The following is a 20105-nucleotide window of genomic DNA, read 5'->3' on the forward strand; positions in this document are numbered from 1 at the left end:
TCGACGACGTCGTCGACGTGTACCGCAGCCGCTCGGTCATCGAGCGCGGGGCGCTCGAAATGATTCTCGACGACGGCCGCCGGGAAGCCACCTACCTGGCGCTCGAACCCACCGTGCTCGTGATGCAGGCCGCGGCCGAGCGCGGCGACGCCGCCGCCGTCTCGGACGCCGACCAGCAGTTCCATCAGATCCTGGTGGAGAGTTCGGAGAGCCCCCGGCTCATTCGGGCGGCGCGGACACTGCTGATCGAGACCCGGATGTGCCTGGGTGCGTTGCAGACCACCTACGACGACATCCGCGAGCAGGCGCAGGAACACGCGACCCTGCGCGAGGCGATCCGGTCGGGTACAGCTGGAGAGGTGCAGAAACTGCTCGCCGAACACCTGGACGACGCTGTCCAGCGGCTCCGCGCCGATCAGAAGACTCTGTCGTCGTAGCGACGGAGAAGTAGAGGTAAGTGCCGAGGAGGGCCAATGACCCAGGTAGCTGAGGTTCAGGGACACACCAACCGCCACGATCGCTACCCGACTCGGATCGCCGCCGAGCCGTCGATGCTCCAACGAAGCGAACCCGCCGTGTGGGGCAGACCCGCCGACGGGCCGTTCGATTCGTCGGCCCTCGCCGGACACGAGTCACGCGGCTTCACCATCATCGACAATTTCCTGAACGCGAGCGAAGTGATGTCGTGCCGGGAGGAGCTCGACCGGCTGTCCCGGGACCCCGCGATGCGCGACAGCGGGCGCGTCATCTGCGAACGCGGCACCGACGAGGTGCGTTCCGTCTTCGACGTGCACCGGCGCGGTGACGTGGTTGCCGAGCTGATCCGCGACGGCAGGATCCTCGACCGCGCGCGACAACTCCTCGGTTCCGATGTCTACATCCATCAGAGCCGGATCAACTCGATGCCCGGTTTCAAGGGCACCGGTTTCTACTGGCACTCGGACTTCGAGACCTGGCACGCCGAGGACGGTCTTCCCGTCCCGCGGGCTGTCAGCTGCTCGATCACGCTCACCGAGAACTACCCGTTCAACGGGTCGTTGATGGTGATGCCCGGTTCGCACAAGCGGTTCGTCCAGTGCGTCGGCGCCACCCCCGACGACAACTACACGTCGTCTCTCGTCGCGCAGGAGGTCGGGGTCCCACGTCGCGAGGACGTGACGCGGATGGCGGCGGAGTTCGGGATCGACCAGTTCACCGGTGCCGCAGGCACCGCGCTGTGGTTCGACTCCAACGTCATGCACGGGTCGGGGAACAACATCACGCCCTACCCGCGGTCGAACCTGTTCCTCGTGTTCAACAGTGTCGAGAACACCCTCGTGGAGCCGTTCGCCGCGGCGCGTCCGCGGCCGGAGTACATCGCGTCGCGCGACTTCACCCCGCTGTCCTGACGTGAGTGGCAAGGAGTGCTCCGGCACGCCTTGGCACTCACCTATGCGGGGACTTCGTGCAGGGCCCGGGCGAGGTGGGCGAGCTCGGGAATCACGGCGGCCCGATCGAGCGCCGCTTCCAGCGTGGCGTCGTGGGTGGGACGCGCCTCGTCCAGTGCGGCCCGGCCCGCGGGTGTGAGCTCGGTGTAGATGCCGCGACGGTCGTCGTCGCACAGAATGCGGGTGAGCAGTCCGCGGTTCTCCAGGCGGTTCACCAGCCGGGTGGTGGCGCTGCTGCTCAGCGCCGCCGCGCGGGCGAGTTGCGCCATGCGCATGTGCCACCCGTCCTGACGGCTGAGTGCGTCGAGCACCGTGTACTCGACCACCGAGAGATCGTGCCCACGCTGCAGGGCGCGCTCGAGCTCCGCCTCGAGCAGCCCGTGGAGGGCCGCGAGCGTGCGCCATCCCTGCGACCGGATCTCGACGGCGTCGTCAGCGACTGCCATGGGCCACCTCCTGTGGATACGACTGCCAGGTCAGAATACCAGCTTGCGCACATAGCAGGCGTGTGCAACTATTTATGGCGCGCCTGCAACTAATGCAGACGCGGTATTCGAGCTAGCGCTCTTATCTCCCAGTCTGTACGAAAGGAGTGGCTGCGATGCCACTGGGTCTGCTCGCCCTCGCAATGGGCGGCTTCGGGATCGGTCTCACCGAATTCGTCATCATGGGATTGCTGCCGGAGGTGTCGGCCGATTTCCAGGTGAGCGAGTCGGTGGCCGGCTACCTCATCTCCGGCTACGCCCTCTCCGTCGCCATCGGGGCGATCGTCATCACCGCAGCCGTCACCCGCTTCGACCGCAAACGCGTGCTCCAGGCGCTGATGGTGCTGTTCATCGGCGGCAACCTGCTGTCGGCGCTGGCCCCGACGTACGAGGTCATGATGGGCGGACGCGTCCTCGCAGCCCTGTGCCACGGCGCGTTCTTCGGCATCGGCTCGGTCCTCGCCGCCGACCTCGTGCCCGCGAGCAAGCGGGCAGGCGCGATCGCGACGATGTTCGCGGGACTGACCATCGCCAACGTTCTCGGCGTCCCGTTCGGCACGTTCCTCGGCCAGCAGTTCGGCTGGCGCTCCACGTTCTGGGCCATCACCGTCATCGGCGTCGTGGCGCTGATCGGCATCGCAACGCTGGTGCCGTCCGTGTCCCGTCCGGCGGACGCACCGGAATCCGACGGTCTGCGCACCGAACTGCAGGCCTTCCGGTCTCCGCAGGTGTGGTTCTCGATCGCCGTCACCATCCTCGGATTCGGCGGCATGTTCGGTGCGTTCACGTACATCGCGTTCACCCTCACCGAGGTCGGCGGATTCGCGTCGACCAGCGTCCCGTGGCTCCTCGTGCTCTTCGGCGGCGGTCTGTTCGTCGGCAACGTCCTCGGTGGGCGGGCCGCTGACAAGGCACTCACCCGCACATTGATCACGATCCTCGCCGTGCTCACCGTCGTGCTCGTCGTGTTCGCCCTCACCGCCGGGAGCAAGCCGATGACGATCGCAGCCCTCTTCTTCATGGGGCTCTTCGGTTTCGCGACCGTCCCCGGGCTGCAGATGCGGATCATGAACTACGCGGCACAGGCGCCGACCATGGCGTCCGGCGCGAACATCGCCGCCTTCAACGTGGGCAACGCACTCGGGGCCTGGCTCGGCGGCATCACCATCGCCGCGGGACTCGGCTTCACGTCCCCGATCTGGATGGGTGCCGCACTGACCGTGGGCGCGCTCGCCGTTCTCGTCCTCGCCACCGCACTCGACCGTCGGTCGAAAGATCAGTCGGTGGAGGAGGATCCAGCGGTGGTGTCGGTCTAGCGTCAGCGCGGCGGCGTCGCGTCGCCCGCTGCGCGCGTGATGGTGACGATCGTGTTGTCGTTCTGGCTGGTGGCGTAGGCCTTCCTGCCGTCGGCGGAGACCGCGACGCCACCGGCGCTGCCACCGACGGCGAGCGACGTCACCTCGGCGTTGGTGCCCGGATCGAAGACCGTGACGGACCCGCCCTCGGAGTCGATGACGTACAGCGTGTTTCCGTCCCCGGTCACCGCGGCGCCGCCCATTATCCCGTCGACGCCGAACGTGGCGGTCACCGTGTTGGTGGCGGCGTCGATCACCGACATCTCCGCGCCGCTCCGCACGTAGGCCCGGTCGTTCGTCGCCGTCACGGCACTGGGATGGGAGGCGACGGGAATCGTGTCGACGACGGTCGTCGTGGCCGTGTCGATCACCGTCACCGTGTTGTCGGAGGAGTTGGTGACGTACACGTGCGTGCCGTTGGCCGCGAGCTGGATGGGGAAGGCGCCGACCGGAACCGTGGCGGTCACCGTGTTCGTGGCGGTGTCGATCACGGAGACGGTGCTCTCGACGCCGTTCGTGACATAGGCGTGGGCGCCGTCGGCGGAAACCGCAACCGCCAAGGCGAACTCGCCGACCGGGATCGTCGCCGCCACCGTGTTGGTGGCGGTGTCGATCACGGACACCGTCCGGTCGGCGGTGTTCACGACGAACACCCGCGCACCGTTCGGGGTGACGGCGATCCCGGTGGGGCCGCCGCCCACCGGGACGGTGGCGGTGACGACGTTCGTCGCGGTGTCGATGACGGAGACGCTGTTGGCCCCGGAGTTCGTGGCGTACGTGACGGCGCCGTTGGGTGCGACCGCCACCTGCATCGGCGTCTGCCCGACGGGGACGGTGGCGGTGACGGCGTACGTCGGCGCCGCGCCGGCGGTGGTGGCCAGCAGGCCGAGCGTGGCGGCGCCGATCGTCAGGACGGTCGAAGTGCGGGCGAACATCACCGTCGTAGTGTCTCTCGCACCCAGGCCGCCGTCGGGGACGTCCGCAAGATCACGTGGCAGGCTCGGCGAGTCCCCCCGCGTTCGCGGTCTCGCGTGTTCGCTGCGCCAACTCGCTGAGGCGACGGGCACGCGCGATCTCGGCCGGAGTGAACGGCTCGTCGGCCGGCCGCACGAAGACGAGCGGCTCGCCCTCGCCCGACGGGATCGCGACGGACGCCGCCGTGGTCGGATGGTCGCTCACTCGCGAATCGACGTACTGGGCGCCGAGAAGCTCCGCGATCGACAGGGGTAGTTCGGACGGATCGGCCGCCACCCGCGACGCCAACGTCAGCGCCTTCGTCTGTCCGTCGATCAGCGCGAGCGCCGACGCCGGCCAGATGCCCACACTGCGACCGCCCCCGGCCCGGACGGCATGCGACAGCGCGTCCGGTGGCGTCTCCCGGTCCGCGCCGACGATCAGCTCGTCGAGCGAACCGCCGTCCAGGTGATGGACGTGCACGGTCAGGATGTTGGCGTCCAGCTTCGCGAGGTTGCGCGCCAGCGATTCGAGCTGTCCCGGTTGGTCGCTCACCCGGACACGGATGCGCCAGAGCGACTGTCCGGTCGGGAGATCGCCGTGTCTGCCGTCGGGCGGACCGTGCAGCCAGCCGCCGAGCAGTCTCATCGCCGACGGCTCCACCACCCAGATCACCAACACCGTGGTACTGACGGTCAGGACCGTGACGGTCATCAGGTAGGAGACGTGGAAATGAATGACCAAGGCATGGAGCAATAGTTCGACGGGAAAGACGGCGCACAGTTTCGCGAGCGCCAGGCGGACGCGACGGGGGTGCGGAAGCCGACCGCACGCCTCGCACGCGTTGACATGAACTCCGGGTTCTCTCGCGGCATCGTTCATGCGCCCACTGTCGTCCGGAAGTATTGCCGGGTAGTTTCATCGCACGGTCGGTGGTGTGACGGATGAGCGTGAAATGCGTTGGGGTGCAACGTCGATGTGGTGGGCTAGACACTGCGGCGCCGCTTGTGAGCGGGGGCACCCTCCTGGGTCGCCGATACGCGCGTGGACATGGTGACGCCGCTGCCGCCGGGGACTGGCGCCCGGCAGCAGCGGCGTTATTCGGAGCGCTCAGCGCAGTGCGGCGGCGTCGCTCAGGTCCGTTCCCCGGGTCTCCGGGGCCATGAGGAAGCTGACGAGTGCTCCCACCGCGGCTATGCCCGCGGCGATGTACATCGTTGCGGAGAGTCCGAGGTTGGACAGCGCCCACGGGGTGGCGAAGGTGCCGATCGCCGCGCCGATCCGGCTGATCCCCGTGCAGAGGCCGACCGCAGTGGCCCGCACCGCAGTGGCCCGCACCTCGGTGGGGAACAGTTCGTTGGGGTAGATCCATTCGAGGATGGAGGGTCCGCCGTTGAAGAGTGCGTAGATCGCGAATGCGAATGCGATCACCCACAGGCCTGCGTCCGGCTTGATCGCGAGGAAGAGCAATCCGAGACCGGAGAGGACGAACCCCCAGATCAAGATCGGCCGGCGACCGAGCCGATCGACGAGCAGCAGCGCGACGACATTGCCGATGAGGAAGAACAGGTTGATGAGCCCGTAGCCGATGTGGGCCAGATTTCCGGAACCGAGGTTGAAGAGCTCGAGGATCTGCGGCCCGAATGCGTAGATGGCGAACAGGGTCACGATCGTGCACGTCCAGAAGATCGAAATGAAGACGACCCGCTGCAGGTACCCTCCGCGCATCAGTCCGCGAATCGATGTGGTCCCTTCCTCGTCGGGCAGATCGTCCAGAGTCGCATCGTTTCCGATCGTCTTGCGCAACACCGTCAGCGCCTCCGCTGAACGTCCCTTGCTGAGAAGCCAGCGCGGCGACTCGGGGATACTCGTGCGCGCGATCACGACCAGGGTGGCGGGAACCGCCGAGGACAGCAGCATCCACTTCCATCCATCGGGATGGCTGAGCAGAAGGTAACCCACGAACGCGGCGGTGGTTGCGCCCACGAACCACATGGCGTTCAGGCCGCCGACGAGTTTGGCGCGCCAGGCCTTCGGTGCGAACTCCGTCACGAGGGCGGTGGCGATGGGGTAGTCGGCGCCGACCGCGATGCCGATGATCAAGCGCAGAATGAACAGTTGCATTTCGTCCGCCGCGAAGAATTGCAGCACCGAGCAGACGATGATCACGATCAGGTCGATGGTGTACATCAACTTTCGGCCGATCCGATCGGTCACTGCGCCGAACACGGCACCGCCGAGGAAGACGCCGATGAGAGCCGAAGACCCGATGAGGCCGGCCCACAGTGCGCTCATGTCCCATTGCGCCTGGATCTGAACCATGGCGATGCCGATGATGCTGAGGATGTAGCCGTCGAGAAAGGGGCCGCCCGAGGAGAAGAGGGCGAGTTTGGCGTGAAAGCCGTTGAGCCTGGCGTTGTCCAGTGTGACGCCCGATCGGGCGGTGACGGTGGTGTCGAGGTTCATCTGAGGAATCCCATCGGAGGTGTGGGCTTGAGGGTCGGTCCCCACGTGATGTGGTTGCTGCCACATTAGGAAGTGAATCGGCGGCGCGGAATTACCAATCTCCTACCAATTCATGCTTCGTGCTTATCAATTCGTTGGTCGACGGCGGCAACCGCGTCGATTTCGATTCTCTTGCTGCCGCGGAAGCGCGCGACCTCCACGGTTGTCCGTGGTGGTAGTGGAATCCCTTCCAGCCGGTCGAGATACGCGGCGTTGTATTCGTCGAACTCCGAGAGATCCGCCAGGTACACGGTGGTCTTCAGGAGCGTGTGCAGCCCGCCGCCCGAAGCCAGGAGCGTCGCTTCCAGATTGTCCAGTGCGACCTTCACCTGATCTCCGATCGCGGCCGGGGTCTGTCCGTCCGCAGTGGTGGGGATCTGCCCGCAGGCCCAGATGGTGCCGGCGAACACTGCGGCTCTCGAATACGGTCGTTCGGTGCCGCGCGGATGTGCGACGAGTTCACGCTGGTCAGTCATGGTTTGCCTCCGGAACGAGGAATCGCCTGCCGAGCGCGTACGCCCGCGACCACTTCGCAGTGTCGACGAAGACGCCGTACGAGACGGCGTGGCGGTATCGCGTCTCGCGTTCGACCGCGGTGTGGACGGGACGGGACGCGTCCGTGGCGTGTGGTGCGGTCAGGACGAGCGTGCCTCCGCCGTATTCATCGTGGATTGTCACGTCGGGTTCGAGCGCCGTTGTGACAGCGACGTCGCGGTGCATGTCGCCGGCTGCTGTCACGACCGTCGCGCTCGTGTGCCGCCCACGGTCATCGAGAGTGACCAGCCACAGCGTCGTGCCGGAACGGGACGCGGCGCGCAGGGCGTACCAGTCGACGGCCTCGTGGTCGTCGATCCGGGACAGCAGAACCGGTCGTGATTGCGACAGCGCGAGGTCGACCGCGAGGGGTCCCGACAGCAGACCGCTCCGGGGCGAGTGGTCGACGATGTCGACGGCGGAATTTCTCGACAGCGACACACCGGCGGGACTGCTCGTCGAATCGAGCCGGTCCAGCGTTTCCAGGAGAGTGTCGATCCCGGTACGCGCGTGGAGTTGCATCGCCGTCACGGTGTCGGCCGCGGCGGCGGCCTCGCCGGAGCTGACCCCGGCCGCGTACAGCGCTCGGAAGGCGGTCTCGCGAACCTCCCGTACCGCCAACCTGATTCGGTTGTTCGTGGTGGGGAATGCGTCCTGCTCGGATGTGTGGGTGAGCATGTCGGTCATCGGCGTTCCTGTGTCTTCTGCAGGCCGGGGAAGACTTCGTCGAAGATCCGCAGCCAGTTCTCACCGAGAATCTTCGCGATGGTCTCGTCGTCGAGTCCGACCTCCTGCAGGCACTCGGTGAGAACCGGGAAGTCGGACGGGCCCGAAAACCAGTTCGGCCACATGGGCCACTCGGGTTCGACGGGATTCTGGCTGGGCGGTCGCCAGCGACCGTTGCGCAACCACGCGACGTAGTCTTCCGACCAGTTCCGGGTGCAGTCACTCCCGATCGCGACGTGGTCGGGTCCGATCTGATCCACGAGTCGCGCGACCATGACCGCGAAGTCGGAACTGGAGGTGGCTTCCCCTCCGAGAACGTTGGGGTAGAGGCAGCAGCCGATCACGCCGCCGCGGGCGGCCAGCGCGTCGATGACCTCGTCCGGCTTGTTGCGGGGGCTGTCGACGAACCAGGTCGGGTTCGAATGGGTGATCGCGACGGGCTTTTCGGATGCGTCGATCGCATCCAGGCAGGTGCGGTTGCCGACGTGGGAGAGATCGACGAGCATCCCCACGCGGTTCATCTCGGCGACCATGATTCGCCCGAACGCGGTGAGTCCCGAGTCGTGCTCGTCGTAGCAGGCGCCGCCCGCCAGGTTCTGAATGTTGTAGGTGAGTTGCGCGACACGAACGCCCAAACGATGGAAGATCTCTACCATCCGGTAGTCGTCCCCGAACGGCGAGGAGTTCTGGAACCCGAGGAGTACGGCGATTCGGTTGTCCCGCTTCGCAGCGCGAATGTCTTCGGACGTCTCCGCGAGGGTGACGATGTCCTTGTTGTCGGCGGCGAGTTGATACCACTGCGCGACGGCGCCGAGGGTGTCGGTCGGCCCGTCCCACACCGCGCAAGTGGCGTTCACACCCGTGACGCCACCGGCTCGGAGTTCCTCGAGGACCTTCCGATCCCAGTTGTTGATCTGGAGTCCGTCCACCACCAGCAGGTCGGAGTGAGTGAGCGTGTGCACTAGGAATCCTTTCGCGGCTTGCGGGTGAAGATCCAGTCGTCGTCGACTCCGGCGGCGACGTCGTCGGCCCGTGGGGCTCCCGAGTAGAGGGTCACGCGGAGCCAGTCGGTCGATTGCGGGCTGTAGTTGTCCATCCCGTACATCGCCAGTTGGAATCTCTGCAGATTCAGGGGAAGGAACTTCTCGGCGAGCAGGTTGTCGTGTGCTTCCGAATACGGGACATCGGCGAGCGTCTGGACTCGGGCGACGATGCCGCGGTGCCGAGGATGCTCGACGAGAAAGGCGGCGACGGACGCTTCGTCATGTGCCGCCGCGAGATCGCGGTCCAGAGAGGCGACGGACCGGGCGATGTCGATCGGATGCTCGACGTTCTCGCCGGGATCGATGCCCCTGCGTCCGCGACGCGGCTCCTCGTTGTTCTCCGAGGAGAACCAGAAATGGGCCAGTTCGTCGGGATCGTCGAAGTCGAAGCGCCGCACCCACCCGTAGCGCTCTCGGAGGGCGGAGCGCAACTGGGCGCAGGTCTGTGCGGGATCGACGTCCTGCCGCTGATCGCAGCACAGCAACTCCTCGACCTCGGCGTCGAGTTGAGGATGTACCTCGACGATCACGCTGTCCACGACGGCGCGTGCCTCGGGACCGATTGTCGCCGCGTGCTCGTGGAGCGTCCGCCACGCATGGGTCGTGGCCTCCCCGCCGATCGTCCCGCTGTCGATGTACTCGGCGAGCATGGCCCGGAGTGGTTCGAGTCGGGACGAGAGTTCGCCGCACGGTACGAAGGGTGCAGTCGCCAGGTCTGCGCGTTCGCGGAAGTAGTGGGTGGCTCGCTCGAGCAGGTCGCCGGCAGTGTGGATGCGTCGATCGGCGGGCGTGGTGGCCTGTGCCAGCGCGTGAGCGAGCGGGAGTTCCCGCGTGGCACACCAGGCGTCGAGCACGTGCGGGTGGTTGATCACGTAGGGCACCATGCCGAGACCTGTTGCGTTGCCCAGCCCGAGGTAGCGTCGCCAGTCTCCGGACAGCCGCACCGACAGAGGGTTTCGGGCGCGGGCACAGTGCTCGACGAGGTCGTAACTGAGCTCGCGCAACAGCCAGGCGGTCAGCATGTGTGCCCGGTAGGGCAGACGCAGGGGATGGTCGGCGTCGAGCCGATCGAAATCTGCGAGCCCGAACTTTCCGTTGCTGTAGAACGCGGTGCTCCGCAGAATGTAGGCGGCATCGCCCATGGTCGTGATGTCCGGTTGGTTGCCCTCGGAGAGGCGGTCGACGACGTAGTCGAAGAATCGGGCACTGCGGTTCGCCCGCGTCCAGATGAGAGTGCCGTCGTCCGCCCGGCCTTCTTCCTGACGCGGTACCTGCACCCGCAATGCGTTCAACCGGCTCTCGGTCAGCGGTCCCTCGATCAGGGCGCCCGTGACGTCCCAGGCCTTGGCGATGACACGATCGGTTCGATCGCTCTCGGTGAGGGTCGCCGAAAACACGACGAAGCGCACCTCGTGTGTACCGATGACGACGCGGTACACGATGTCGCCGCGGCCGGCGCCGTCGACGTCCCACCTCTCGCGTTCCACCCGCCAGTTCTGCGCGGCCGCCGTTCGGAGGAAGGACCGGGCGAAGCTGTGACGGGTGTAGCGTGCCGCTCCCATGTCGGCCGGGTCCAGGACCTGCTCGGGCGATCGTGCCAGGGTCTGCGTCCGGCGGAGCGTGTCGGTCGGCCTCATGCGTCGCTCCTCGGCGTTCCGGTGCGGGCGTAGGCGATCTTGCTCCACGTGAAGAACTCGGCGCTGGTTGCCGCATTCTGCTCGCGGGGAGCAGGGAAGGACGAGTCCTTGAGTCCGCCGAAGGGAGCGTGGAGTTCGGACCCGGTGTTGGGGGCGTTGACTTTGATCAGTCCCGCTTCGAGGTCACGGATGCAGCGACGAACGGCGCGCTCGTCACAGGTGAACACCGCGGCGGTGAGGCCGAAGGGCGTCGCGTTCGCCATGGTGACGGCCTCGTCGAGGTCTTTCGCGCGCAACACCGTGGTCACCGGGCCGAACACCTCCTCTCGGCAGATGGTCAATTCGGTGCTGCCCGCCAGCAGAGTGGGAGCGACGAACGCAGCACCCGAGGTGGGCAGTGGTGCGCGCGCCAGCAATTCGGCGCCCTCGGACAGCGCCTGGTCGACCGCGGCCGTTACCTCCTTTGCCGCGCGGGGCGAGACGAGCGGGCCGACCTGCGATTCGGGTGCCAGTCCGTCACCGACCACCAGTTCCTCGACGCGGGCGACGAGCTCGGGAACGAGTGCGTCGTAGGCGTCGCCGACCGCGATGATCCTTCTCGTCGCCGTACATTTCTGACCGGTGCTTCCCATGGCGCCGGCGATCAACACGGCTGCTGCGTCGTGCGGATCGACGTCGGGGAGCACTATTGCCGCGTTGTGGCCGCCGAGTTCCATCTGGACCTTCGCGCCGCGGGGCACGGCGGCAGCCTGGATCGACCTGCCCACCGGTACCGACCCGGTGAAGGTGACTCCGGAGACCTCCTCCCGGGCAACCAGTTCGGCGCCGATTGGGCCGGGTCCCAGGATCATGTTGAGGACACCTGCCGGGACACCAGCTGCGGCAAGGACTTCGGCGAAGGCCGCGGCTACCGCAACGGTGTCGCTGGCGGGTTTCCAGACGACCGTGTTGCCCCAGAGCAGTGCAGGCGCCAGTTTCCAGGCCGGGATCTGGAGCGGGAAGTTCCACGGGGTGATGGCGGCGACCACGCCGAGCGGCCGGCGGACCGTCCGAATCACCTCGTCGGGATGAGAAGAAGGGTAGGTGGCGCCGTCGGCGTTCCTCGCCTGCGCTGCGTGGTAGTGGAGGGTCTCGACGGTGGCCCCGACTTCGGCGCGCGATTCGGGGAGGGTCTTGCCCTGCTCTCGGGTCATCAGCTCCGCGATCTCGTCCGCACGCTCGGCCAGGATCTCGGCGGCCCGGCGCAGGACCAGTCCGCGGGCGATGATCCCGCGGTCGTCCCACTCCCGCCGGGCCGAGACTGCAGCGGACACCGCTGCGTCGAGGAGACGGGTGTCGGCCTGGTGGTATTCGGCGACGGTGGTCTCGTCGGACGGGTTCGTCGTCGTGGTGACCGGACCTTCCCCGTCCACCCAGTCACCGCCGATCAGGTGGCGTAGAAAATTGTCCGTGTCCGGCGCGGTGACGTGGTGCTCCACTGCTGACTCCTCGATGGCATGGTGATTCGGTGCCCTCAACGCTAGGCCGGGCACACACCGTGCAGAAGTACCTATTGTCAACCGACTGATAAGTTGCAAGTATCAATCGCGTGGAACTGCGGCAGCTTCGATACTTCGTCACGGTGGCCGAGGAGATGAACTTCAGGCGCGCCGCGGAACGCCTGCACATCGCACAGCCGGCGCTCAGTCAGCAGATCAGCAAGTTCGAGAAGGAACTGCGAACCACTCTGTTCGAGCGAACCACGCGACGCGTCGAGCTGACCGACGCGGGCCGGGTCCTCCTGGACGAGGGCCGACGCGTCCTTGCGGAAGCCGACCATGCGCTGGCGGCAGTGGAGCAGGTCGCGCACGGTGAGGTCGGGCTGCTCCGCATCGGATTCGTCAGTTCCGCCGCGTTGAGGATCGTTCCCGCCACGGTGCTCGCCCTGCAGAAGGCGTGGCCCGGAGTCCAGGTCGAACTGTCCGAGTCGACGACCGACCGTCAGCTGTCCGGGATCGCCGACGGAATTCTCGACATCGGACTGGTGCGGGAAGTCGACCGCGCGGAGGGCATCGTGGTGCGCCCGCTGACCCGCGAACCGCTACTGGTCGCGATGCACTCGTCGCATCCCTTCGCGAACCGGACGTCGGTGCGGCTCGTCGAATTGCGCGACGAACGGTTCCTCACCTTTCCGCGAGGCCAGGTTTCGCGACTCTACGACCACATTGCCGCCCTGTGCCACCACGCGGGCTTCCGGTTGGAGGCCGCCCAGGAGGCAGTGCAGTTTCCCACCCTCCTCGGTTTGGTCGCCGCGAACACCGGCGTCACCATCGTCCCCGCCAGTCTCAGGGCCCTGCACCTACCGGACCTGCGGTACGTCGCGCTGTCCGATCCGCAGGCGGCGTCGACCGTCTCGGTCGCGTATCGCGCCGACCGGCAACAGGTCCCGGCGATCCGGCACTTCCTCGACGTCGCATCGTCCCTCGACCTGACGGACGAAACCCGGTAGGTGCGCGGAGTCCGGCGGCTAACCGACCTCGAATTCGTTCGACGTCCCGGTGAACGCGGCGATCGCGCCTGCCGCGTCGCGGCTGTTGCCGAAGTGCTGAACACGGTAGTGTCCGGCGGGTGTTCCGTCCGGGACGTCCCACGTGATGCGCGCGACCGACTGGTTCGGCCCGGTGCGCGTCCAGCGGAACTTGGTGGACCAGTCGCCGTCGTCGGCGTGACGCACCCAGCCGTCGCCGCCGCGGCGCTGGATCTCGAGGAACGTGCCACCTCGACGCGGGTCGTTCCGGGGGTGGCCGGTGACGAATTCGACCGCGATCTGTTCGCCCGCCGACGCTTTCGCGGCGGGCTGGGTCAGCACGTCGCCGAAGACGCGGCCTGCGGGCGGTTCGTCGCGGTCGATGCCCGGACCGAGGTAGGGCTGGAACTGCGACAGGTCGCGGGGTGCCGGTCCGCGGGGAACGTCGCTCCCGGTGCGCACAGCGTCCGCGAGCGCCGCGAATCCCTGCTGGTACGCGGGCAGTGTGTATCGGCCGAACAGGGTCGAGCCGCCCTCGTACTGCTGCGCGTCGTACTCCTGCGGGGTGGTGCAGTAACTCGCGTACGAGTTGGCGTAACCCTGGAAGATCACGTTCTCCAGCCGGACACCGAGTCTGTCGGCGACGGTGCGCCGGATCCGCAGCCCGGACACGATCGTGAATTCCGCTGGGCCACCGACGACGTACACCCCGCCGATGCGAATGATCTGAATCTTCAGCACGTGCGGAACCCACCCGTCGGGTGGCAGCAGACCGACGGCCACCAGCACGAGTTTCGGGGCCTGCGCATCCTGCAGCCACTGCGGGATCGGCGCGTCCATCCCGCCGAGTGCGTCGACGAGCGGATTGGTGGTGCCCTCCGGGAAGATCGGGATGGCCGGACCGTCCTCGGTGCTGCCCGCGCTCATGGCGGCCCCGACGCACGCGGGGGACGTCCGGTACGTGCGGCCGTCGGGGGTGAATTCGCCGCCGACCTCCTGATTGGCCATGTCGAGGTACATGATTCGGCTGTCCACGCCGCCGGTGAGGGTCTCCGACGCCGACTCCCACGCCGTCCGTGCTGCCGCGACCTGCCGCTGCCCGATGATGCGGGTGTTCTCGAACTCGTCGTCGGTGGGACCGTGGCCGGGCCGGAGGTCGAGATTGGGGGACATGTCGCCGGTGTTCGTCTGCGGGAACGCGGCGACGAAATGCGGCCTGTCGTCGTCGAGGTAACGGACACCCTCGTAGTCGTGCTCCAAGAAGTAGGCGGCCGCGCCCTTGTTGTCACCGGAGATCAGATGGTTCGTGTTGGTGAGCGAAGCGCCGTGGGTCGGGAACCAGTTGATCGCCCCGACGTCTCTGCCGCCCTGCGTGATTCGCAGGACCCGCATCGAGGTGTCGATGCCCAGGGGATAGTAGTCCCGGTCCTCGGCGGGGTTGCGGTCGAAGGCGATCCGCGAACGGTTGACGCTGGCATCGGTGAGTTCGCTGCGCCCGTACGACACCGAACCGGGGGCGAGGGTAGCGTGCGCGGCGGTGATCGCCTCGACGATGCCACCGACCTCGGCGTCGAACACCTGACGGTTGTGGCCGAGCACGGCGAGGTTGTACGCGTAGTCGTGGGACGCGCCGCCGCACGCCGCGTGGGAGTGCACCGCCGTGAGCATGACGTTCCGCTCCGTGTACAGGCCGCCGTGGAGTTCCGCGAGCCGAGCCAGCACGGCGTCGTGCACGGACTGGAAGATCATGCACACGTCGACGCACACGTAGACCACGCGCTGCCGGCCGGCCTCGGCGAACACGAACGCCCGCGCACGGGTCCGCTGATGCAGTCCCTCGGCGCGCTGCTCGAAACTGGAGTACCCCATCATCCCGACGTCGGCGACCGGCCCGGTGGCGTCGGAAATGCCGACACCGACGAGGAATTCGCCGTCGCCGTCGGTGGCGGGTTCTGCGGCCGCCGTCCCGGAACCGAGCGCGGCGAACGCCGGAGTCAGGGCCGCCCCCGCGAGCATGCTGCGTCGTCTGATCTGCACTACCGATCGTCCTTTCGGCGGCCGCCCCCCGGGGTGCCACGAATTGGTCAAGCGTCCAGAACCGTAGCCGGTATTGGACCCCAGTTCGGTGATCGACGCAACCCCCCATGTGAGTGGCGAAGCGTGCGCGGGCACGCTTCGCCACTCACGTGCGGTCAGACGGGCCGCGCGTCCCCGAACGTCATCGTCAATTCGGGGATCGAGGATGTGACGAGTGCCCGTTTCGGAAGTCCCAGCGACCGCAGCTCGTCGGCGATCGGGTGGCTGCCCAGTTTCAGCTCCGCGCCTCCGGGCCGGGAGCGGACCCCGATCGGGTTCATGTCCCAGGTGGTGAACCGGGTGAGTTCGTCGAGGTGCGAATAGGCGGCGAGCGACGTGCCGGCCCCCGAACCCGGCACCGGAATGCCCGGTTTGACGCTCAACTGGGCGATCAGCCGGCCGTCCCGGCTCACCGAACCGCGCTTGACGGAACCGGTGTGGTCGACGTCGAAATCGGCCAGGACCTTCGGGAAGCCCCAGATGCCGCGTCCGGCGGCCAGGGTGAAGTCGCCGTCGACGGGCAGTTGATGGATCAGCGCCCCGGCCCGGCCCTTGGCCAGCGCCTTCAGGTCCCCGGGGACCGAGGTGCCGTCGGCCCGGTGGTCGCGGACGAGGAACGCCACCCCGAATTCGTTGTACGGCCCGAGGTCGCCGTCCACGTAGTCGACGAACACGAGCACGCAGATGCCGCGTCCGGGCCGGAACTGCAGGATCTCGAGGCCGGTGTAGTCGATCAGCGACTGGGCGGCGGCGGTCGGCACCGAATACATCGCCATGAACGCCGACGCGGCCCGGATCTGCACGGGCATGTCGACCTGCTTGCCGAGAATCTGATGCGACGTCACGGCGCGACCGCCCCGCGCAGACCGTCGGCGCCGAACATGGGCTCGAACATCGACGTGAAGTCGGGCCCGCGACGCAACATCTGGCCGCCGTCGACGTTGATGATCTGCCCCGTGATCCAGGTGGAGTCGGGGCCGAGGAGGAACTTGGCGAGCGCGGCGATGTCGGTGACCTCGCCGACCCGTGCGATCGGGGTGTTGGCCATGTAGTCGTCGAGGACGGGTCCGCCGTCGGTGATGAGCGCGACGAGGTCGGTGCGGGTCAGACCGGGGCGGATGCAGTTGACGCGGACGTTGCTGGCCCCGAGTTCGTCGGCGGCGAGTTGCGTCAGATTGTCGACTCCCGCCTTGGACGGACCGTATGCGCCGAACCAGCGGTGGGTGTTGCTGCTCGCGATCGAGGAGATGGTGACGATCGAACCGCCGCCAGCGGCGACGAGCGCCCGGGCGGAATGCTTGATCGTCAGCATGGTGCCGGTGACGTTCAGGTCCACGGTCCGCCGCCACGCGTCGACGTCCAGGTGGGTCACGGGTCCCACCGTTTCGTTCCCGCCTGCGCACGTGACGACGCCGTCGAGTTGCCCGGTGCGCTCGCTCGCCGTGGCGACCGCGCGGATGACGTCGTCCTCGTTCGTGACGTCGGCGGTGACCGTGTCGACCGTCCCCGCGGGATTGTCGGTGGTGATCTGCTGCGCTGCGCGTGCCAGTTTCTCTTCGTTGCGACCACAGATCGTGACGTGCACTCCCTCGGCCGCCAGGGCGGTGGCGACGCCCAACCCGATACCACTGCCGCCGCCGGTGACGAGTACGGACGTCTTCGCGAGCCCGCTGCTGCCGTCGTTGGTAACCACGTCCACCTCCAGGTAATAGAACTCGTGTCACTTCTCGAGCCGAAGATCTGTGAAACTTGCCGCTATACCACTACGTCATAGTAAGAACACGTTCTATTATCAGGGCACGATTGGCGGGATTCAATGCTGAGGAGTACCTCGATGACGGACAGGCCGAAATTCGATCTGATCGACGGACGGTTCTACTCGGGCGAGCTCGGCGACCCGCGGCAGGCCTACGCATGGATGCGCGCCCACGAACCGGTGTATCGCGCGGACGGGATTCTCGGCGCCGCGTCGTACGAGGCCGTCCTGGCGGCCGAACGCGATCCGGAGTTGTTCTCCAACGCGGGCGGAATCCGGCCCGGGGTGGGCCCGCTCCCGCAGATGATCGACATGGACGACCCGCAGCACCTGCAGCATCGCCGACTCGTCAACGCCGGCTTCACCCGTAAGCAGGTGGAAGCGAAGATCGACCGGATCCGGGAGATCTGCGATCACCTCATCGACGCCGCGTGTGACAAGGACGAAGTGGACTTCGTGCGCGATCTGGCGGCGCCGCTCCCCATGGCCGTCGTCGGTGACATGCTCGGCGTGCGGCCCGAGGAACGCGACACGTTCCTGCAATGGTCCGACGACCTGATGAACGCCCTCGGCAGCAACGCCACCCAGGAGGAACTCCAGGCACAGGCCAACGCCTACCTGGCATTCAACGAATTCACGCTCCGCACCATCGCGGAGCGGCGGCAGAATCCGACGGACGACCTCACCAGCATCCTCGTGCACAGCGAGATCGACGGTCACCGGCTCAGCGACCCGGACATCGTCGGCGAAACCCTGCTGATCCTGATCGGCGGCGACGAGACCACCCGGCACGTTCTCAGCGGTGGCATGGAACAACTGATGCGGCACCCCGACCAGCAACAGCGGCTCGTGAACGACCCCGACGGCATCCCGGCGGCGGTCGAGGAAATGCTGCGCTGGTCGTCGCCGATCAAGAACATGTGCCGCACCGTCACCCGCGACGTCGAATTCTTCGGAACCGACCTGCGCGAGGGCGAGAAGATGATGCTGCTCTTCGAATCCGCCAACTTCGACGAGGCGGTGTTCGAGCATCCCGAGGTGTTCGACATCGAACGGTCGCCGAACCCGCACGTCGCATTCGGTTTCGGCACCCACTTCTGCCTCGGCAATCAACTCGCCCGGCTCGAAGCGAAGATCATGTTCGAGCAACTGCTGTCGCGGCTGCCGGACATGGTGCTCGTCGACGACGGCCCACTGCGGCGTCGTCCCGCCAACTTCGTGTCGGGGCTCGAGGAGATGCCGGTGAAGCTCTAGGCGCTCCGTGCCCGTGAGTGGCTAAGGAGTCTCTGGACTCGTCAACCACTCACGGGCGCGAAGCGCCTACTCCGGTGCGCCGATGTTCAACTCGTCCGGGTGGGCTCCGACGCGGACGCCGTCGTCCATCGTCTCGATCTCGCTGAGGTCCTGCTCGCTGAGCTCGAAATCGAACACGTCGATGTTCTCGCGGATCCGCGACTCGTGGACCGACTTGGGAATGACGATCAGCCCGCTCTGCAGATGCCAGCGGATCAGCACCTGGGCCGGGCTCTTGCTGTGCCGGTCGCCGATGCGGGTGATGATCGGATCCGTGAGCAGCGTGTTCGGCTTCGAGTTGTCGCCCCACCCCGAATTGCTGGTGCCGCCGAGCGGGCTCCACGATTCGACGGCGATGCCGTGGTCGACGGCGAACGTCCGGATCTCCTGCTGCGCCAGATGCGGGTGCAACTCCACCTGATCGACCGCCGGAACGACGCCGCCCCGGTCGATCAGCAACTGCAGGTGACGCGGTTCGAAATTGCACACACCGATCGCCTTCGCACGACCCGACTCGGCGATCTTCTCCAGCGCATCCCACGTGCGGAGGATGCGGTCGTCGTCCTGCAGCGGCCAATGGATCAGGTACAGGTCGACATAATCGACGCCGAGACGTCCGAGGCTGGCGTCGAACGCCTTCAACGCCGGTTCGTAGCCCTGATCGGCGTTCCACAACTTGGTGGTGAGAAAGATGTCTTCGCGGGCGACTCCCGAGTTCGCGATGCCACGGCCCACCCCTTCCTCGTTGCCGTATGCGGCGGCGGTGTCGATGTGCCGGTAGCCCGCCTCGTCCAGGGCGAACCCGACGGCGTGTTCGGTCTCGTCGTTGTCCGCCTGCCAGACTCCCAGGCCGAGCTGCGGGAGGATGGTTCCGGAATTCAGCACGATGCTGGGTACTCGAGGACTCATGCTGTCCAGGCTATCGACTGTGGTGGGGTCGTGAGGGGTACATGCGCTGCCTGGCATCATGCGGAGGTGACGCAAATTCGGCTGTTGGCGACGGACCTCGACGGCACCCTGCTGCGGTCGGACCGCACGATCTCCCCTCGCACCGCGCAGGCCATGGAGGACGCGCGACTGTCGGGGGTCGAGATTGTGTGGGCGACGGCCCGCGCCCGGCACTCGGTGCACGAGCTGGCGCAGTCGTGCGGATTCCGGGGCAAGGCGATCTGCGCGAACGGGGCGGTGGTCCTCGACCTGGCCGACGGAACCCCGGTGATCACGGCGACGACGACCATCGCGATGGCGTCGGCTGCGGCGGCGATGGACCGGGTGCGGACGTTGATGCCCGGTGTCGTGTTCGCGAACATCGGCCCGACGCGCTTCGTCGCCGAACCGGCGTACGCGGCGTTGTGCGAGTTCGCCGACCACCACCGGCACCCGCACGAGATGATGTTGTCGGAACTGCTGCCCGGCATCGACGAGCCGATGGTGAAGATCGTCGCCCGGCACCCGGAGGTTCCCAGCGCGGAGCTGTACCGGGCGGCGGTGGCGGCCGGCGTCGACGGCGTCGAACTGACGCACTCCGGCGCGCCGTACGTCGAGATGGCGGCGTCCGGCGTGTCCAAGGCGAGTGCACTCGCGGAGCTCTGTGCGGTCGACGGGATCTCGACCGAGGAGGTCGCCGTGGCCGGGGACGCCATCAACGACGTCCCGATGCTGATGTGGGCGGGCACGGCACTCTGCCCGTCCAACGCGCTGCCGGAAGTCCTCGCCCTCGCCGACCACGTCCTGCCCAGCAACGACGAAGACGGGGTCGCCAGCTACCTGGAGGGGCTGCGCCCGTGAGCGGTTAAGGAGTGCAGAGA

The 20105-nt window shown here is 67.1% G+C and carries 19 protein-coding genes; 6 read left to right on the forward strand and 13 right to left on the reverse strand.

Translation table 11 applies throughout. The features are described 5' to 3' along the window. On the forward strand, window positions 1-437 hold a 437-nt coding region (locus AZG88_RS10690; protein WP_061697657.1), incomplete at its 5' end, for an FCD domain-containing protein. Window positions 438-473: 36 nt separating this feature from the next. After that, a complete protein-coding gene (gene thpD / locus AZG88_RS10695) occupies window positions 474-1388 on the forward strand; it encodes an ectoine hydroxylase (protein WP_061042335.1) in 915 nt (304 codons plus the stop codon). A 41-nt stretch (window positions 1389-1429) separates the two neighbouring features. On the opposite strand, the gene AZG88_RS10700 is transcribed toward thpD, so the two are convergent. Further along, entirely contained in the window at window positions 1430-1873 is a 444-nt protein-coding gene (locus AZG88_RS10700) for a MarR family winged helix-turn-helix transcriptional regulator (protein WP_061697658.1), read from the reverse strand. Window positions 1874-2028: 155 nt separating this feature from the next. On the opposite strand from AZG88_RS10700, the gene AZG88_RS10705 reads away from it, so the two are divergent. Then, the gene (locus AZG88_RS10705) at window positions 2029-3228 is read left to right on the forward strand and encodes an MFS transporter (RefSeq protein ID WP_025431793.1); all 1200 of its coding nucleotides are present in this window, start codon (window positions 2029-2031) and stop codon (window positions 3226-3228) included. Window positions 3229-3230: 2 nt separating this feature from the next. Here the strand turns inward: AZG88_RS10705 and AZG88_RS10710 are convergent, their stop codons facing one another. The 8 genes from AZG88_RS10710 to AZG88_RS10745 all read right to left on the reverse strand — a co-directional run bounded on the left by AZG88_RS10710 (window position 3231) and on the right by AZG88_RS10745 (window position 12144). After that, window positions 3231-4202, reverse strand: coding sequence for a YVTN family beta-propeller repeat protein (locus AZG88_RS10710; protein WP_061697659.1), 972 nt, complete (start codon window positions 4200-4202; stop codon window positions 3231-3233). A gap of 52 nt (window positions 4203-4254) precedes the next feature. Further along, window positions 4255-5103 carry a hypothetical protein gene (locus tag AZG88_RS10715; protein ID WP_061697660.1) on the reverse strand — a complete coding sequence of 283 codons (849 nt, stop codon included), beginning with the start codon at window positions 5101-5103 and terminating at the stop codon, window positions 4255-4257. A gap of 228 nt (window positions 5104-5331) precedes the next feature. Further along, window positions 5332-6687: an MFS transporter gene (locus tag AZG88_RS10720; protein WP_061697661.1), complete on the reverse strand. Its 1356-nt coding sequence runs from the start codon at window positions 6685-6687 to the stop codon at window positions 5332-5334. Between the two features lie 110 nt (window positions 6688-6797). Then, window positions 6798-7202, reverse strand: coding sequence for a RidA family protein (locus AZG88_RS10725; protein ID WP_005244702.1), 405 nt, complete (start codon window positions 7200-7202; stop codon window positions 6798-6800). Then, the gene (locus AZG88_RS10730; RefSeq protein WP_061697662.1) at window positions 7195-7947 is read right to left on the reverse strand and encodes a hypothetical protein; all 753 of its coding nucleotides are present in this window, start codon (window positions 7945-7947) and stop codon (window positions 7195-7197) included. The genes AZG88_RS10725 and AZG88_RS10730 overlap by 8 nt, the downstream gene beginning before the upstream one ends. Continuing rightward, window positions 7944-8948 (reverse strand): membrane dipeptidase, encoded by a 1005-nt coding sequence (locus AZG88_RS10735; RefSeq protein ID WP_061042331.1) that lies wholly within the window; start codon window positions 8946-8948, stop codon window positions 7944-7946. Before AZG88_RS10735 ends, AZG88_RS10730 begins: the two co-directional genes overlap by 4 nt. Further along, on the reverse strand, window positions 8948-10666 hold the full coding sequence (locus AZG88_RS10740) for a hypothetical protein (RefSeq protein WP_061697663.1): 1719 nt from the start codon (window positions 10664-10666) through the stop codon (window positions 8948-8950). The genes AZG88_RS10735 and AZG88_RS10740 overlap by 1 nt, the downstream gene beginning before the upstream one ends. Further along, the gene (locus AZG88_RS10745; protein WP_005254482.1) at window positions 10663-12144 is read right to left on the reverse strand and encodes an aldehyde dehydrogenase family protein; all 1482 of its coding nucleotides are present in this window, start codon (window positions 12142-12144) and stop codon (window positions 10663-10665) included. The genes AZG88_RS10740 and AZG88_RS10745 overlap by 4 nt, the downstream gene beginning before the upstream one ends. A 110-nt stretch (window positions 12145-12254) precedes the next feature. Here AZG88_RS10745 and AZG88_RS10750 point away from each other — a divergent pair, with 110 nt between their 5' ends. After that, entirely contained in the window at window positions 12255-13154 is a 900-nt protein-coding gene (locus AZG88_RS10750) for a LysR family transcriptional regulator (RefSeq protein WP_005244697.1), read from the forward strand. Window positions 13155-13172: 18 nt separating this feature from the next. Here the strand turns inward: AZG88_RS10750 and AZG88_RS10755 are convergent, their stop codons facing one another. From AZG88_RS10755 to AZG88_RS10765, 3 genes are all read right to left on the reverse strand, one after another. Then, window positions 13173-15209, reverse strand: a complete 2037-nt coding sequence (locus AZG88_RS10755) for a neutral/alkaline ceramidase (protein WP_061697664.1) — start codon at window positions 15207-15209, stop codon at window positions 13173-13175. 155 nt (window positions 15210-15364) lie between these two features. After that, window positions 15365-16093: an acetoacetate decarboxylase family protein gene (locus tag AZG88_RS10760; protein WP_005244695.1), complete on the reverse strand. Its 729-nt coding sequence runs from the start codon at window positions 16091-16093 to the stop codon at window positions 15365-15367. Continuing rightward, the gene (locus AZG88_RS10765; RefSeq protein WP_197487801.1) at window positions 16090-16941 is read right to left on the reverse strand and encodes an SDR family oxidoreductase; all 852 of its coding nucleotides are present in this window, start codon (window positions 16939-16941) and stop codon (window positions 16090-16092) included. Before AZG88_RS10765 ends, AZG88_RS10760 begins: the two co-directional genes overlap by 4 nt. Before the next feature lie 141 nt (window positions 16942-17082). Between AZG88_RS10765 and AZG88_RS10770 the strand changes: the two genes are divergently transcribed. Further along, a complete protein-coding gene (locus tag AZG88_RS10770) occupies window positions 17083-18258 on the forward strand; it encodes a cytochrome P450 (RefSeq protein WP_061697666.1) in 1176 nt (391 codons plus the stop codon). A gap of 66 nt (window positions 18259-18324) precedes the next feature. Here AZG88_RS10770 and AZG88_RS10775 read toward each other — a convergent pair whose 3' ends face one another. Beyond that, the gene (locus AZG88_RS10775) at window positions 18325-19206 is read right to left on the reverse strand and encodes an aldo/keto reductase (RefSeq protein ID WP_025431798.1); all 882 of its coding nucleotides are present in this window, start codon (window positions 19204-19206) and stop codon (window positions 18325-18327) included. A 66-nt stretch (window positions 19207-19272) separates the two neighbouring features. On the opposite strand from AZG88_RS10775, the gene AZG88_RS10780 reads away from it, so the two are divergent. Next, window positions 19273-20085: an HAD family hydrolase gene (locus tag AZG88_RS10780; protein WP_061697667.1), complete on the forward strand. Its 813-nt coding sequence runs from the start codon at window positions 19273-19275 to the stop codon at window positions 20083-20085. The last annotated feature ends 20 nt before the right edge of the window (window positions 20086-20105 follow it).

Source organism: Rhodococcus sp. LB1, from assembly GCF_001583455.1.
Taxonomy (GTDB): domain Bacteria; phylum Actinomycetota; class Actinomycetes; order Mycobacteriales; family Mycobacteriaceae; genus Rhodococcus_F; species Rhodococcus_F opacus.